Source organism: Hymenobacter lapidarius (assembly GCF_001816145.1).
GTDB classification, from domain to species: Bacteria; Bacteroidota; Bacteroidia; order Cytophagales; family Hymenobacteraceae; genus Hymenobacter; species Hymenobacter lapidarius.
On record NZ_MDZB01000148.1, the window covers coordinates 1 to 14,116 of the forward strand.

Here is a 14,116-nt window from a genome sequence, read left to right on the forward strand (position 1 = left end):
AGGGTCGTGGCTTCGTCGGGGCTTAGGGCAAGGGGGGCACGCATGGGGCGAAACTACGGCCCCTAAACTTATGCGTTTACTTATGCGCTACCACTTAATTAACCCAAGTTGCGGACTATAAGCCGACTTGGTCCAAGGTGTGGACGAAAATGAAGAGGGCAATTTTGAGGACGAATCCTTGGGCCGTGACGGCGTGAATTTGTTTGGGAAAGCGGGCGGTGAGCTGGCTGAAAGCCGTTTCGATGGTTTTGCGAAAGTGCTGAAGCAAAAAGATTTCGTGCGGCGCGTGGGGCCGGGTGCTGTTGCTCTTTCGGGCGGTCTGCTGCCGATTGCCGGTGGCTTCTTCGAACAGGTCTTCCCAGCCATAGTCGGTGTAGCCGGCATCGGGGTAGAGCACGCTGCCTTCGGGCAGGTCCGGGGCCAGGTGCCGCAGGCCGGTAATGTCGGCTTCCGAGCCGGCGTGGACGTAAAAGTCCACCGGGATGCCGTCGGTGGTGGCCACGATTTGCACCTTGAAGCCGTAAAACCAACTGCGTTTGCTAGCGCACCGCCCCCGGTACGCTTCGTGGCCCAGCAACTGGTTGCGGCCGATGCGCATGTTGTGGCAAACGGCCACGGGAAAGGAGTCGATGACGTAGCGGGCCTCGGTGTGCAGGGCCTTGAGGGCCTGGCCGAAGGTGGCGAACAGCCCCAGCAGGGTGTCGGACAAGCGGTGCAGGTGGCGCGTAAAACCGCTCTTATCCAGCCATTTCATGCCCCAGTGCTGCTGCATGTAGTGCCGGCCCAGGACCAGATTGCCGCCGAAGTAGCGGGCGGCGACCAGGGCCGTGGTCAGCACTTCGGCATCGGACAAGCGCCGGCGCGGGTCGGCCGGCCGCGCCCACACGGGGCGGGTACGGGTGAGCAAATCGTCGAGGAAGCAGTACATTGCAACGGTCTGTTCGCGCATGGTTTCAGCAGGAATGAGGAGGTCAGAGACCTTAAACCTACTGCTGCTCTGCCGAGCAGACTTTTTTTATGCCCACTGTACTCCGCAACTTGGGTTAAGTACGGTGAGTGTCCCTCCATTCCAGCCGGCCCAATTTTACCGCTGTGCTTCCCACAACCTGCATGGTGATGGCAACCTTGTCGGTATTGTTTGGCCTTGGCCGTTGCCACTTTCCGACGTCTTGCGCTTGTCAACAAAAAAGCCCCGCCTGCAATGTGCAGACGGGGCTTTTTAAGCAAGAGAAACCAGGCTGGCTACTACTCGATTACCAAGCGCTTGTTCACGGTGCCTTGCTCGGTTTGCATCCGAACCGTGTACACACCGCGGGCAATGCCTGCAATGGAGAGCGGACGGGCATTGCCGGCGGGCAGCGTGGCGCGCAGCACTACCTGGCCCAGGGAGTTCACCAATTGCACCTCCGTGGCCTGGCGGGCCAGGGCAGCGGGCAGGTTGATGGACACCGCGTCGCGAGCCGGGTTCGGGTAAACCGAAACCTGCTGGCTAACTGCTGAAGGAGCGTTGGCGAGCACCGTTTTCTGGCTGATGAGCAGCGAGAAGCGACCCGATGACACGCCGGTGGCCATCTCGAACGTGTAGCTGGGCTGGGTAGCCAGGTCTATGTTCGCGCCGGTCTGGGCGTCGCGCAGGTAGGCAAAAGTGCCAGCGGGCAAGCGCAGCAGCTCAGCGGCTCGCAGCGTGTAGGTGCCGGCCACGCCGGCCTGCAGCCGCACATTTACCACCACATCGGCAGTGCCCAGCGCAGGCAGCGCGTTGATGGACAGTGCCGTGAGCGGGGCAGCCGTTTCGGTGGATACCAAGGGGCCGTTGCCGCCAATCAGCTTGTAGGCATCCAGCGCCGAGTCGAACCCGTCGGTAGCGTTGGCATCGAAGTACACCACGGCCTCATCGGCTGGGCCGGTGGTGCCGCGCAGGTCGAAGCGCACGAGGGGAGCAGTGTCAGCGCCGCGCTGGAAGACCGGGCTGGCGTAAATGGTCGGACGGGCGGCGTTGGCAAATGCTACCTGGCCGTTGTTCGAGGCGGGCGTGCTTACCCGTACGAAGAAGCCCTGGGCCACGGGAAGCATATCGGTGCCGCCATTGGTGCCGGCGCCGTTGGCCACGTAAGAGGAATAGGTGCCGGCGTATTGGCCCGTGGAACGGTACACGTACACGGCGGCGTCCACATTGGTGCGGTTCACCAGGTCCCAGTCAATGGGCGAAGGGTAGGGGTTGCCAAGCAACTGGTAGCCCGACTCGCTCTGGGTGCCACGGCTCAGGCTGGAGGCGGAGTAGTCGCCGTTGTTCAGGGTGCCTACAAAGTCGACGGTCTGAGAAGCGGGAATGTTCACGGTGTAGCCGCGGGTCACCATCAGCATATCGCCCAAGGAGTTGGGGGAGAAGAAGCCTTTGTCGAAATCCTGCGGCGCGGGGTTGCCGCTGGTGTTCACGCGGGTTTCGTCGTAGCCAAACACGGTGGGGAAAGGCGTTACGTTGTTGGGCATGGCGGCCGTGTTGTAGGCTGGGTTCACCACGGGCGTAAAGCCGGGGGTAGCCAGGTCGCTCACGGTAGAGCCGGTAACCGGCGCCGAATAGTGGCGGTAACCGGGGCCGTTGTTGCTGGTAGGGGTGATGTAGCGCTGCACAGTGGCATTGCCCACCACACTGCCAGCAGCGTTCACCACGTGGGCGGTGCCGGTGGGGTTGGAGAGCAGGGTCAGGTTGCCGTTCGAAGTCAGGCTACCGTTGAGGAGCAACAGGCGCTGTACCTGCACCGGGGCGCTGGCGGTGAGGCCAGCCGAGCCGGCCGTCAGGTTATTGAAGAAAGTAGTGGTGCCGCTGATGGTCTGGGCGGCGGTGCCGGCGAAGGATACCGTACCCGTACCGCTGCCAAGCGTGGTGCCGCCGTTGTTAAAGAAGCTGCCGCTGAGCGTGAGCGTGCCGCCATTGGCCGTGGTGAGCGTGGCGCCCGAAGCCAGCGAGACGCCGTTGGCTACCTGGGAGTTGCTCACCACGGGGTCATTGGCCACATCCGGAATGTTCACGTTGTCGGTGGCGGTGGGTACCTGCATGGGGTTCCAGTTGCCTGCCTTAGCCCAGTCGGTGTCTATCGCACCGGTCCAGGTCAGGCCCGCCAGAATGACCGGGGCGGGAACCAGGAAGGCCGCCAGCCCGGTGAGGTTGCTGCCGTTGCCGATGCGGCCCAACAGGCTGGTGCCGCCCGTACCCAAGTCGATGGTATACAGGTTGTCGGCGGTGGTGCCTGTGAGCGAAGCCGCCAGGAAGCCCGTGTTCGCAGGAGTAGCGGGGGTGGTGAGGTCGGTGAAGATGTCAAAATCGACGCCGGTGGCAGTGTTTACCACAATCCCGGAGCTGCCCACTGTGGTGTTGGTGCCGGCATTGGGGTTGCTGAAAATCACCAGTTCATTGGTGGTCTGGTCGTAGCCGTACTGCGTAGTGCCCGTGGCGGCGTTGTTGTCGTTATTGGTATAGGCCGTGGCCGAAAGCGCCCGTCCGGTGGAACCGTCGGCGGACGTTACCAACACCCCATCGTTTGGATTGAGGCGGTAGTTGTTGCCGTTGGTGCCCACAATGCGGATGCGGTCGACACCGGGATTGAAGTCGAACCCAACATCGGAAGTACCTCCGAGCACAAGGGCGTTGAGGCCACCCACGGGCGAAAGAGCTCCGGAATTCAGGTCGAGGGTGTAGAGCTGGCCCTGCTGAGCGGTGGCGTTGTAGCCCAGGGCGTAGAGCAGGCCGTTGAAGGGCCGGAAGTCGGTGCCCACCAGCGCTTGGCCAGCGCCGAGGCCGGTGATGTTCACCGCCGTGCGGATGACATTAGGGTTGCCCGAATCAAACGAAATCAGGTTGCCGCCGGCCACGCCGTACAGCAGGCGACCTACCAGGGCTGCCGTGCTGTTGGGGACAGCGGCCGGGTCGAGCACAGCTGAAATGTCGCGCACCGGAATGCCCAGGCCGATGGCCCCGATGAGGGTGGCGGCCTTATCGCCGGGAGCCCTCAGCATAGCGGGCAAGGTGTAGAGGCTGGAGCCAGCGGCGCCGTTGTCGTTCACGGCCAGGAAGGGCCGGTTGGCCTGTGCGGCCACATCGTAGTAGATGTCAATGTCGACCAGTGCGTTGGTGGGCGCGATGGTGACGTTCAGCAGCCGCCCGATGGTATTGAGGGTGCCGACGTTGGGCGGGTCCTGAAGCACGAGGGTATTCAGCGCCTCATCGATGCCGTAGAGCACGGTGCCGGTCGCGCCGGCAAAGGAGTTGGTGTAAACCGCCGAGCCGATGCGGGGCGTGGCGCCGGCATTGGGGTCGCCGGCAGCATAGGTGAGCGGGTCATCGGTAGCCGCCAGGGCCCCGTTGTTGGGGTTGAGGCGGAGGTTGGCGCGGTTGGTGCTCGTCACCCGGATGCGGTCCACGGTGGGGTTGAAGTCGAAGCCGATGTTGTCGGTAGCACCGCCCAGCTCCGAGCGAATAGCCGGGCCAACCGGCGTGGCCATGCCCGTGCTCAGGTTGATGGTGTAAACTTGGGTATTTCCGGCAGGGGCCGCCACCGCGGCGTTGTAGCCCAGGCCAAACAGCTGCCCGGTGTTGGGACGGAAGTCAGTGCCCACCAGCGTCTGGCCGGTGGTAATACCGGTGATGAGAACCGCCGTATTAATGAAATTAGGAGTGCCTGAGAAGAAAGAAATCAGGCTGTTGCCCGTCGTCACGGCGTACAGCTGCTGGCCGCTGGCAGGTGGCGCGGTCCGGTCGATGGCAAAGGCAATGTCGCTGATAACCAAAGAGGGAAAGCCGTTGGTTACGAGCGAGGCGTTGCCGGTAGCGAGGTCAAGATTGTAAAAGGCGGTAGAGCCAGGGTTTAGCGCGGAGGTTACGGCCAGCAGGGTGCTCTGCGCCCGCGTCATGGGGTCGGTGTATATGTCGAAGTCCGTCTGGTCGCTGGCGGATAGCAGCGAAGAACTGTTGCGGGTAATGGCCACTCCGGTCGCCAGCACGCCGTCGTTGGGTGGGTTCTGAATGTAGAGCGTCGAGCGGCTCTCGTCAATGTCGTAGAGCGTGGTGGTGGCCGCCCCGATGAAGCTGTTGGTGTACGCCACCGAGCCCACCACCGGGTTGTCGGTAGAAGGCGCCGGAAACTTAATGTCGCCGTCGCGTATCATCACGGTTCCGTTGACGGGATTGAGGCGGTAGTTGGCATCGTTGCTACTCGTAACGCGAATGCGGTCCACGGTGGGGTTGAAGTCGAAGCCAATGCGCTCAGTAGCGCCGCCCAGCACCAGCGCCAGCGAGCCGCCCCTGGCGGTAGCAGCCCCGGTGGCGGGATTGAGGATGTAGAGTTGGGCCACGTCGGCGCCGTTGTAGCCCAGGGCAAATAGCTCGCCGGTAGCAGGGCGCGAGTCGATGCCTACCAGGACCTGCCCGGCCGTTACGCCGGTGACGGGCACCACGGTGGGAGTGCCGCCCAAAACTAGGGAAGCAGCGCTAAAAGTCACAAGCCCGGCTCCGTTGGGCGTGATGCCGTACACGGTTTGGGCTTGGGCGCTGGGCGCGGCGGCCAATAGGCCCATGGTTAGGGCGGCAGCAGACAGCACCCGGGAGGTGCGTTGCCATAAACCCAATGCGGAGGAAGGTAATGTTGTGTTCATACTTGCTTGTAGATTATTGGTAAAGTGAACGAACAGATGTTTTGCCACCCGTGGGTGGTAAGCCAACAATAAGGGAACTACGGTAATCGTATCATATAGGATTGAAATACGAGGTATTAAATTTAGGTTAAAGAACATGCGGCTAGCAGCAAAATTCGTCTGGCTCCTTTAGGCCTATGTCACAGGTACTTTATGCCGTAGTTATTCAGTAGAAAAGAGCAGCTTCCCCCCTGAGTATTAGTCTTGACACGGGCACTTTGGTCCGCTCCATTCCCTGACTGCGGCCGCTGCCGCTTGTGAAGTGGCCCGGCCCATTCTGCTGCCGGCCCCGCGCTCACTACGTATCATTCAATTTTGGACCTGCCGGCTTGGGCAGTCGGTTGGGCTCCGAAAATCGGTGCAGTGACGGCTGACCGCCGAGCGGCTGGGTGGCATCAAAACTCCACAATGAAGCCGATGGTGGGCACCACCAGGGCATCATCGTCCAGAAGCAGAATGGGTACCGCGTTGCGGCCGTCGGGGCGCAGGGGCTGGCCGTCGGTGGTGGTATAGCCGCTGTTGTCGGCGGTGCGCTCAAAGGTGTAGGTAGGCGGCGAAACGGGCTTAGTGAGCAGCGCGTTCTGCACGTCAATGTAAAAATCAAAGCTCAGGCGGCGCAGGCTGATTTTCTTGTCCAGGCGCAGGTCAAGCTGCTGAAATCTGTTGAGGCGCCGGGTATTGAGTTGGCTGTAGTCGAGAACGCCCGTGCCCACCGCCTGGTAGCTGGCGCGGCTGGCGGCCTCGTCGTAGGGCGTGTAGGGCGCGCCGCCGCCCACGCGGTACTTGGCGCCCACTTCCCAGCCGCGGCCCAGCTGGTAGCCCAGCAGCGCCGAGCCCAGAAAGCGCGTGTCCCAGGCCGTGGGCTTGTACACGCCATCGGCCCCCGAAAACTCCGAGCGGAAACCCGTGAGCGACACCACCGCAAACAGCTTGCCGCTCAGCTTCTGCTGAAAAAAAGCCTCGGTCCCGTAGGCGCGGCCCTTGCCGGTGCTGGTCACGGCCTCGTTGCCAATGGCGTTGAAGTCGCCGCCAAGGTTGGCCAGGCTGATGCCGTCGCGCACCGACACCGGGTAGTTGGCGTACTTCTTATAAAAGCCCTCCAGCGTGAAGCGCGTGGCCTTGCCCGGCAGCCACTCCAGGCCCGCCACCGCGTGGTCGGACCGGATATAGCTACTGCCGGAGTTGAGGCGCGTGCCCCGCTCGTCGCGAAAGCCCAGTATCGTGCTGGGCGGTATTTTGAAGTAGCGTCCCAGCGAGGCGTTCAGGTTCAGGGTGGGAAGCAGGGCGTAGGACAGCGAAGCGCGCGGCGAAAGCGTGCGGTCCAGCCGGTAGCCCTGGTCCAGGGCCGAGGTGCCATCGGCCCGGATGCCGGCCGAGAGCGTCAGGCGGCTCTCGGCGCCGTAGGCCCGGGTGGCCTGCGCAAAGGCCCCGTAGCGCACAAAGTCCAGGTCGGTCACGAAGCGCACCGTCACGGCCGGGCTCACCAGCGTGCCACTGGCGTCGCGCACCTTCGAGCGGATGCGGTTGGTCAGGTTGTTGTCGTAGTGCTGCAGCTGGCCCACCACGCCGTAGCTGTACTGCCAGCGGCCCACGCGCTTGTTCACGTCGGCGCGCAGTTTGTTTTCCACCTCGCCGTTGCGGGCGCCCAGCTTGCGGAAGGCTTCCTGGCCCTCAAAGCCGTAGGCAAACTGGTCGGCCTTGCCGTATTGCTGGGTGCGGCTCAGGGCCACGTTCACGAAGCCGTTCTCCACCAAATGGCGCAGGTTCACGCCCACGGTGTAGTTCCACTGGTCGATGGTAGGGTTGGAGCGCAGCACGAACTCCTTGGAAGGCGAGCTGTTTTTTGGGGCCACTATTTCAAAATGGTCAATGGCGCCCAGCCCCAGCGTGGTAATGGTGGTTTTGGGCGAGAGCTTGGTGGTGGTCTTAAACTGAAAATCGTAGAAATCGGGCCGGATAGGCAGGTCAATCAGCTTAAACAGCACCTGCAAATAGCTGCGCCGGGCCGATGCCAGAAACGTGGTGTTGGAGGTGAGCGGCCCCTCCAGCGTGGCCGCCACCTCGGTGCCCGAGGTGCGCAGGTTGCCCTGAATGCGTTCGGAGTTGCCGTCGCGCTGCCGGAACTGCAACACCGAGCTCAGCGCATTGTCGTACCGCGCCTGAAACGCCGAGCTGCTCAGCGTCACGTCCTCAATAAAGCTCACGTTGAGAATGCCGGCCGGCCCGCCCGCGCTGCCCTGCGTCGGAAAGTGGTTGATGACCGGCACCTCAATGCCGTCCAGGTAGTACACGTTTTCGTTCGGCGCCCCGCCCCGGATGATAATGTCGTTGCGGAAGCCGGCCGTGCCGCCGCTGCCCCCGCCGCCCACGCCGGGCAGGCTCTGTATTACCCGCGAAATGTCGAAGTTGCCGCCCGGGTTGCTCTTTATTTCCTCGGTGGTGAGGCGCTGCACGCTGAGCGGCGTTTCGGGCGTGGCCACCCGAATGGCGCGGCTGGCCGTCACGGTCACTTCGTCCAGGGCCTGGGGCGCGGTATTCAGTTCCAGGTTGAGGGTGTTCACGTTGCCGCTGCTCAAGGCAATGTTGGCGCGCAGCAGCGCGTCGTAGCCCACAAAAGTGGCGCGCAGGTTGTAGGCCCCCGCCGGCACGCCCGTGAGGCGGTAGCGCCCCTCAGCGTCGGTGGCGGTGCCAAAATCGGTGCCTTCCAGCGTAATGCTCACGCCGGGCAGCACCTCCTGGGTGGCGCGGTCGCGCACGGTGCCGGCCACGATGCTGGCATTTTGGGCACTACTTCCAAGGGAAAGTAACAGAAAAAACAGCAGGGGTAGAATGCGCACAAGGCAGCAAGCAAGAGGTGCGGCAAATGGTTTGTAGGAACGCGCCTTGGCGCGTTCAATCGTCGAACGGTTCACCTCGGCCAAATAGTGAACGCGCCATCCAACGACAGAACGGCCAAGGCGCGTTGCCACAACCTGAGCCGCCGGATGCGCCCGAATCTGGAAAAAGTCTGCCTCCAGGCAATCCGGCGGCGCGAGTCGTCGCGTAGGTGGGTCATCATTCAAAACAACAACCATTTATTTATTCCGATGAAAAAGACTTTGTTTTCGCTCGCCTTGGTTGCCATGTTCAGCGTTGGTGCTACCACCACTGTTTCGGCCCAGTCCAAGACCAAGACCGTGATGGTGGGCGGCGCGCCCATGTACCCCACGAAGAACATCGTGGAAAACGCCGTTAACTCGAAAGACCACACCACCCTGGTGGCCGCTGTGAAAGCTGCTGGCCTCGTAGAGACCCTGCAAAGCGCTGGTCCCTTCACCGTATTTGCTCCTACCAACGCTGCTTTCGGCAAACTGCCCGCCGGCACGGTAGAAACCCTGGTGAAGCCCGAGAGCAAGGAGACGCTCACCAAAATCCTGACCTACCACGTAGTAGCTGGTCGCATGACCGCCGCTGACCTGATGAAAGCCATCAAAGCCGGCAAAGGCAAAGCCACCCTCAAAACCGTGAGCGGCGGCACCCTGACGGCCATGATGAAAGGCAAGAAGATTGAGTTGAAAGACGAAAAAGGCGGCATGTCGATGGTTACCATCGCCAACGTGATGCAAAGCAACGGCGTTATCCACGTAGTGGACACGGTGCTCCTGCCTAACTAGTTTTCTCTGAGCTAGCTAACAAACGCAAACAACCGCTGCCGGCCCCGTGCCAGCAGCGGTTATTTGCGTTTTGGGGCGAAGTGTTGTGGGTGTTGTGGGTCTTTATGGCGATGTGCAGGCCCGCTGCTCAACGCCACCCTCCGGTGGCACCACCCCGTTTCAGCTTCGCTGCAACTCCCCTCCTTGGTGAGGAGGGGAGTTGCAGGCCTATCCGCTACCTGCACTTTCCCTCCGCTGTGCGGGCGTACTCGTAGCCCAGCAGCAGGGCGCGGCGGTAAAACTCGCAGGCCGCTGCCGCATCGCCGGTGCGGTTCGCCAGCCGGCCCAGCAGGAAATGCGTGCGCCCATCGCGCGGCCGGGCCTGCAGCACCTCGAAATACGCCGTGCGGGCGCTGTCGTAGCGGCCCAGGGCCGTGAGGGCCAGCCCACGCACCTGCACGTAATGCCAGGGCGTGGCGGCCCCGGCCCGCCGGCGCTGAGCCAGACCGTAGTTAAGGTCAGCCAGGCCCTTTTCGGGTTGGTCGAGGTCGAGCAGGCGGGCGGCGCCGCGGGCCAGGTAGGCAGCGCTCAGGGTGCTGTCGAGGACCAGGGCGCGGGTAAAATTGAGCTCCGCGGCAGTGGGCAGGCCCAGGTCGGTTTCGCAGCGCGCCAGCCGGAACAGCATGTCAGCGGCCAGGCGGCGGGGCTGGGGCTGCAGCAGGGCCGCCTGGAAATCGGCGCGCGCGGCGCGCGGGTCGCGGTTTGCCAACAGCTCCAGCTCGGCCCGGCGGCGCAGGGCCGGCGCGTAATCGGGGCGGAACTGCAGGGTTTCGTCCATGAAGCTGTAGGCTGCGGCCAGTTGGCCCCGGCCATAGGCCCGCAGGCCGTCCTGGTAGTTGCTGGCGGCCGTCACGCGGTCCATGGTCACCTTCACAGCCAGCGCAAACAGCACAATGCCCAGCAGAAACAAGAGCGTCAGCACCCAGTCGCGGCGGTTGAAGCCAGGGCGCTGGCGCGGAATGCGCTGGTAGTGCCGCTCGCGGCTGCGGCGGGCGGGCGCGTGCGCAGCGGCGCAGGCGGCGGCATGGGCACGCCATACACGTGCTGCGTGGCGGGGCGGTGCTGCTGCTGGCGCCGCACGTCCTCGGCCCGGCGGCTGGCCTGGGTGAGCTGGAAATCGTAGGTGGCGCGGCGGCCGGGGTCGCCCAGCACGCGGTACGCCACGGCCACGGCCTTAAACTGGTCCTCGTAGCGCACATCGCCCCCGTGCTTGTCGGGGTGGTAGCGCACCACCAGTTGCCGGTAGGCGCGCTTGATTTCGGCGGCCGCAGCAGTAGGTGCTACTCCAAGGACTTGATAATGATTCTGACTCACGCTGGGCACCAAACACGACTGACCATACAAAAGTCAGCCACGCGCCGAAATTTTCCGTAGAACCGGTGCAGTCCGCGGCGTTTTTTTCTGATTCTGCGGACATATTTCAGCCTTTTTTTCTTTCTTGCACCCCAATTTCGCGCCGTATGCTCTTCGACGACGACTCCTCCAAAACACCCCGCAACGACAGCCTGATTGGCAACCTGACCGGCTACCTCGACACGCGCATTGACCTGGTACGGCTGGAAATCCAGCAAAAAGTATCCACGGTCTTCGTGAGTACCATCCACGGCGTAACGCTGGCCGTTCTGGCCCTGATGTTCGTTATTTTCCTGAGCGTATTTGCCGGGCTGGCCCTCAATAGTGCCCTCGACAGCTCCTTCTGGGGCTTCGGCATTGTGGCCGGCTTCTACCTGCTACTGCTGGTGCTCGTGCTGGTGGGCGTGGACAAAGCCGCGTTCCAGGGCATCGCCAACAAGGCGTTCAAGGACACCATTTATAAATCTGACAAACGCCAAGCCTAGCCTGCCATGAGTGACTTGCATAATCCCCTGTTCGACGAAGAAAAAGAATTTCTTGAGCGGAAGAAGCTCGAGTACGAGCGCGCCCTGCGCGGCGACGTGGACCACATTAAGGACCAGTCGAAGACCGTGGGCAAGGTAGCCCTGGTGGGTGCCGGTCTGGCCGGTGGCATCTGGCTCATATCCAAAGCCTTTGGTGGAAAAAAGCGCAAGCGTAAATTCCGCAACGAGTTCAGCCAGGACGACAACGAGGCCGGTTGGGACGATTTCGGCGCCGACGACACCAACGATTTTGACGCCGACAACGGCTTTGGCAGCGAGTACTACACCGCTGGCAACGGCAAGCGCTATAAGAGCGTGACGCACAGCAAGTCGGCCGCGGCTTCGGCCCAGGTCTTTATGGCCCAAAGTACCGACGAAAGCGACGACGATGCTGCCCTGGGAATTGCACCTGGCAAGGGCGCAGCCCAACCCACGGCCGCCAGCCGCCCGGAGCACGAGCCTTCGCCGTTCGACACCGAAGATTTTAAGGACGACCCCTTCCAGGATTTGCCTTTTGACGACAGCCGGCGCCTGCCCGCTTCGCACGCCTTCGACGAGGACGACGACCAGCCCGCCGCCCAGGTGCCGCGCCAGCCCAACATGATGGCTGGCGTGCTGCAGTCCTTCCTGCAGTCCGATACCGGCAAAATATTGGTGGCCCAGGCGGCCGCCGTGGTGCTGGCCATGGTGACAAAAAAAGTGAGCGAGTTTTTCCCGGCCGACAAAAATGCCGACCTTGCGAACTCCCCTGACCCTGCACCAGCCGAAAACGGGTTTGCTCCCGTCGATTCGCTCGCCACTCCCAGTTCCCCGGATGCGTTCACCCACTCCGCTACTTTATGATGCGCTCTGCACTCGCCAGCAGCAAGGCCGCAAGGCGCTGGCCGTGCTGCTCGACCCGGATAATCTAAACGAAGCCAGTCTGTTACACCTGCTGCGCCTGAGCCAGGCGCACCCGGTTGATTACTTTTTCGTGGGGGGCAGCCTGGTGCTAAGTTCGCATCAGGCTGCCCTCATTGCGTTGATAAAGGAGCACTCCACCGTGCCGGTGCTGCTGTTTCCCAGCCACAGCCTGCACCTGGACGGCCCCGCCGATGGCGTGCTATTGCTCTCACTCATCTCGGGCCGCAACCCCGATTTTCTGATTGGCCAGCACGTGGTGGCCGCGCCGCGCCTGCGCGCCAGCGGGCTGCAGCTGCTGCCCACCGGGTACATGCTGGTCGAGTCGGGCCGGCCCACAACGGCTTCCTACATGAGCGGCACCGCGCCGCTCCCCCACGATAAACCCGGCATTGCCGCCTGCACCGCCCTGGCCGGCGAGCAGCTGGGCCTGAAGCTGATGTACCTCGACGGCGGTAGCGGCGCCCAAAACCCCGTGTCGGCCGCCATGATTGCGGCCGTGCGCGAAGCCGTAGGTGCCCCTATTATCGTGGGTGGCGGCCTTAATACCGGCGAAAAAGTGTACGCCGCCCTGGCTGCCGGAGCCGATGTGGTGGTAGTGGGCAATCACATTGAGGCCGAGCCGGAGTTCTTGGCCGAAGTTGTGAGCGTGGTGGCATCGTTCAACAACGTGGCGGCCGTGGCTACCAAGACCGAGAGTCCAGTTACGAATGCTTAGCAACACGCGCCAGCCCAACCTGCAGGCTCTCGCTTTCGGTAGCTACTTCCACACAGCGGTCCTGGAGCCCAAACGGTTGCCAACGCACCACCCGGCGCGTACTGTAGCAACAGATTGACGACTTGGCCGCCGTGCGCCGTCAACGCTTCTGCCGCTGCCTGCTGGGGGTTGTCCGCTTCATCATTAGTGGGGTGCAGAAAATACTACTCAGGCATTTAAAGCGGCCACCCGAGGGGCGGCCCTGCCCGACGACGCCGGCCCGCGGCCTTACCGAGCAGGGCCGCAAGAAGTACAAGTGACTGATGATGGACTTTGTCCAACAGCAATGCTGCCTTGCGCAACCAAACAGGGCCTGGTCAATGAGAGAAGCTTCACTAATGCTGCCGGGTATTTGACCAACAGCAGAACGCCCGCCCATCGGTGCGTGGCTCATCATGTTCGCATCATGTTGGTCCGGTAGGTTTGTCTCATTCTTCAACGATTCAACCCGCCACCATTATGAAAAAAGTACTGCTCTCTGCCCTGGCCCTGTGCTGTTCCCTGGCCGCCCTGGCGCAGGCCCCAACCACCCCCGATGCCCGCCGCGCCGACAAAGCCGCCAAGGAGCGCAAGCAGGAGGCCAAAACCAAGCAGCGCGGCGACGATGACCGCGACGGCGACAAAGCCAGCAAGCCCGCCAACCACGGCCAGACCGTGAGCACCTTTGCCAAGACAACGCCGCTGACCGGCGCCGACAAGGGTGCGGCCGTGAGTGCGGTAGCCCGCGGTGGCCGTTCGACGGCTCGCGGCGAGCGCAGCGCCCGAGGCGGCGAACGCGGCCATGGCAGCCGGCCGGCCGGCAGCGGCCACCAAGGCAGCAGCCGGGCGGCGGCAGCGGACGCCGCGGCAGCCGCTAATTGCCGAACTTGCCCACTGGGTCGCCGCGTTTCTAGATTATCTCGAAACGCGGCCGGCTTTGCTGGTTGCCGACCACCCATCTGCCGATTGCGGCCGCTTGGGCTTGTGCTTATTCGTTGCTTGCTGCTATGAACCCTTTCGTTACCATCGTCTGCCTGGGCTTGCTCGGGCTGGGCACCACCACCACTGCCTACGGCCAAACGGCGCGGCCGGCTCAGGCCGTAGTCCTGCTGCCCTCCGGGGCTTTTTTTAGCAAAAAGGAAAACAGACTTACGCCGTTACCTGTGCTTCGAGCTTTTGGGCTAGTACGTGCTTGGGCACGGCACCAACCTGCTTGTCCACGA

The 14,116-nt window shown here is 62.8% G+C and carries 10 protein-coding genes; 5 read left to right on the top strand and 5 right to left on the bottom strand.

Annotation, left to right across the window (positions count from 1 at the left end):
- Nucleotides 1-115: 115 nt before the first annotated feature.
- The 3 genes from BEN47_RS17250 to BEN47_RS17260 all read right to left on the bottom strand — a co-directional run bounded on the left by BEN47_RS17250 (nucleotide 116) and on the right by BEN47_RS17260 (nucleotide 8,525).
- Complete coding sequence (locus tag BEN47_RS17250) at nucleotides 116-949, bottom strand: IS982 family transposase (RefSeq protein ID WP_070730120.1); 834 nt, start codon at nucleotides 947-949, stop codon at nucleotides 116-118.
- A gap of 296 nt (nucleotides 950-1,245) precedes the next feature.
- A complete protein-coding gene (locus tag BEN47_RS17255; RefSeq protein ID WP_070730122.1) occupies nucleotides 1,246-5,571 on the bottom strand; it encodes a DUF4394 domain-containing protein in 4,326 nt (1,441 codons plus the stop codon).
- Between the two features lie 512 nt (nucleotides 5,572-6,083).
- Nucleotides 6,084-8,525, bottom strand: a complete 2,442-nt coding sequence (locus tag BEN47_RS17260) for a TonB-dependent receptor (protein ID WP_070730124.1) — start codon at nucleotides 8,523-8,525, stop codon at nucleotides 6,084-6,086.
- 285 nt (nucleotides 8,526-8,810) lie between these two features.
- Here BEN47_RS17260 and BEN47_RS17265 point away from each other — a divergent pair, with 285 nt between their 5' ends.
- Nucleotides 8,811-9,341 (top strand): fasciclin domain-containing protein, encoded by a 531-nt coding sequence (locus BEN47_RS17265; protein ID WP_438830507.1) that lies wholly within the window; start codon nucleotides 8,811-8,813, stop codon nucleotides 9,339-9,341.
- 214 nt (nucleotides 9,342-9,555) lie between these two features.
- Here BEN47_RS17265 and BEN47_RS17270 read toward each other — a convergent pair whose 3' ends face one another.
- Nucleotides 9,556-10,302, bottom strand: coding sequence for a tetratricopeptide repeat protein (locus tag BEN47_RS17270; protein ID WP_070730128.1), 747 nt, complete (start codon nucleotides 10,300-10,302; stop codon nucleotides 9,556-9,558).
- Complete coding sequence (locus BEN47_RS17275; protein WP_158011078.1) at nucleotides 10,296-10,694, bottom strand: J domain-containing protein; 399 nt, start codon at nucleotides 10,692-10,694, stop codon at nucleotides 10,296-10,298. Before BEN47_RS17275 ends, BEN47_RS17270 begins: the two co-directional genes overlap by 7 nt.
- A 146-nt stretch (nucleotides 10,695-10,840) precedes the next feature.
- On the opposite strand from BEN47_RS17275, the gene BEN47_RS17280 reads away from it, so the two are divergent.
- From BEN47_RS17280 to BEN47_RS17295, 4 genes are all read left to right on the top strand, one after another.
- Nucleotides 10,841-11,218 (top strand): phage holin family protein, encoded by a 378-nt coding sequence (locus BEN47_RS17280; protein ID WP_070730132.1) that lies wholly within the window; start codon nucleotides 10,841-10,843, stop codon nucleotides 11,216-11,218.
- A 6-nt stretch (nucleotides 11,219-11,224) separates the two neighbouring features.
- Entirely contained in the window at nucleotides 11,225-12,100 is an 876-nt protein-coding gene (locus tag BEN47_RS17285; protein WP_070730134.1) for a hypothetical protein, read from the top strand.
- The gene (locus tag BEN47_RS17290) at nucleotides 12,072-12,875 is read left to right on the top strand and encodes a geranylgeranylglyceryl/heptaprenylglyceryl phosphate synthase (RefSeq protein ID WP_070730138.1); all 804 of its coding nucleotides are present in this window, start codon (nucleotides 12,072-12,074) and stop codon (nucleotides 12,873-12,875) included. The genes BEN47_RS17285 and BEN47_RS17290 overlap by 29 nt, the downstream gene beginning before the upstream one ends.
- Nucleotides 12,876-13,373: 498 nt before the next feature.
- Nucleotides 13,374-13,904, top strand: coding sequence for a hypothetical protein (locus tag BEN47_RS17295; RefSeq protein ID WP_070730139.1), 531 nt, complete (start codon nucleotides 13,374-13,376; stop codon nucleotides 13,902-13,904).
- Nucleotides 13,905-14,116 lie beyond the last annotated feature (212 nt).

Bases quoted from the DNA above. Each gene is read 5' to 3' on its own strand.
- BEN47_RS17295 (WP_070730139.1), top strand. From the start codon at position 13,374: ATGAAAAAAGTACTGCTCTCTGCCCTGGCCCTGTGCTGTTCCCTGGCC.
- BEN47_RS17265 (WP_438830507.1), top strand. From the start codon at position 8,811: ATGTTCAGCGTTGGTGCTACCACCACTGTTTCGGCCCAGTCCAAGACC.
- BEN47_RS17250 (WP_070730120.1), bottom strand. From the start codon at position 949: ATGCGCGAACAGACCGTTGCAATGTACTGCTTCCTCGACGATTTGCTC.
- BEN47_RS17255 (WP_070730122.1), bottom strand. From the start codon at position 5,571: ATGGGCCTATTGGCCGCCGCGCCCAGCGCCCAAGCCCAAACCGTGTAC.
- BEN47_RS17280 (WP_070730132.1), top strand. From the start codon at position 10,841: ATGCTCTTCGACGACGACTCCTCCAAAACACCCCGCAACGACAGCCTG.
- BEN47_RS17290 (WP_070730138.1), top strand. From the start codon at position 12,072: ATGCGTTCACCCACTCCGCTACTTTATGATGCGCTCTGCACTCGCCAG.
- BEN47_RS17285 (WP_070730134.1), top strand. From the start codon at position 11,225: ATGAGTGACTTGCATAATCCCCTGTTCGACGAAGAAAAAGAATTTCTT.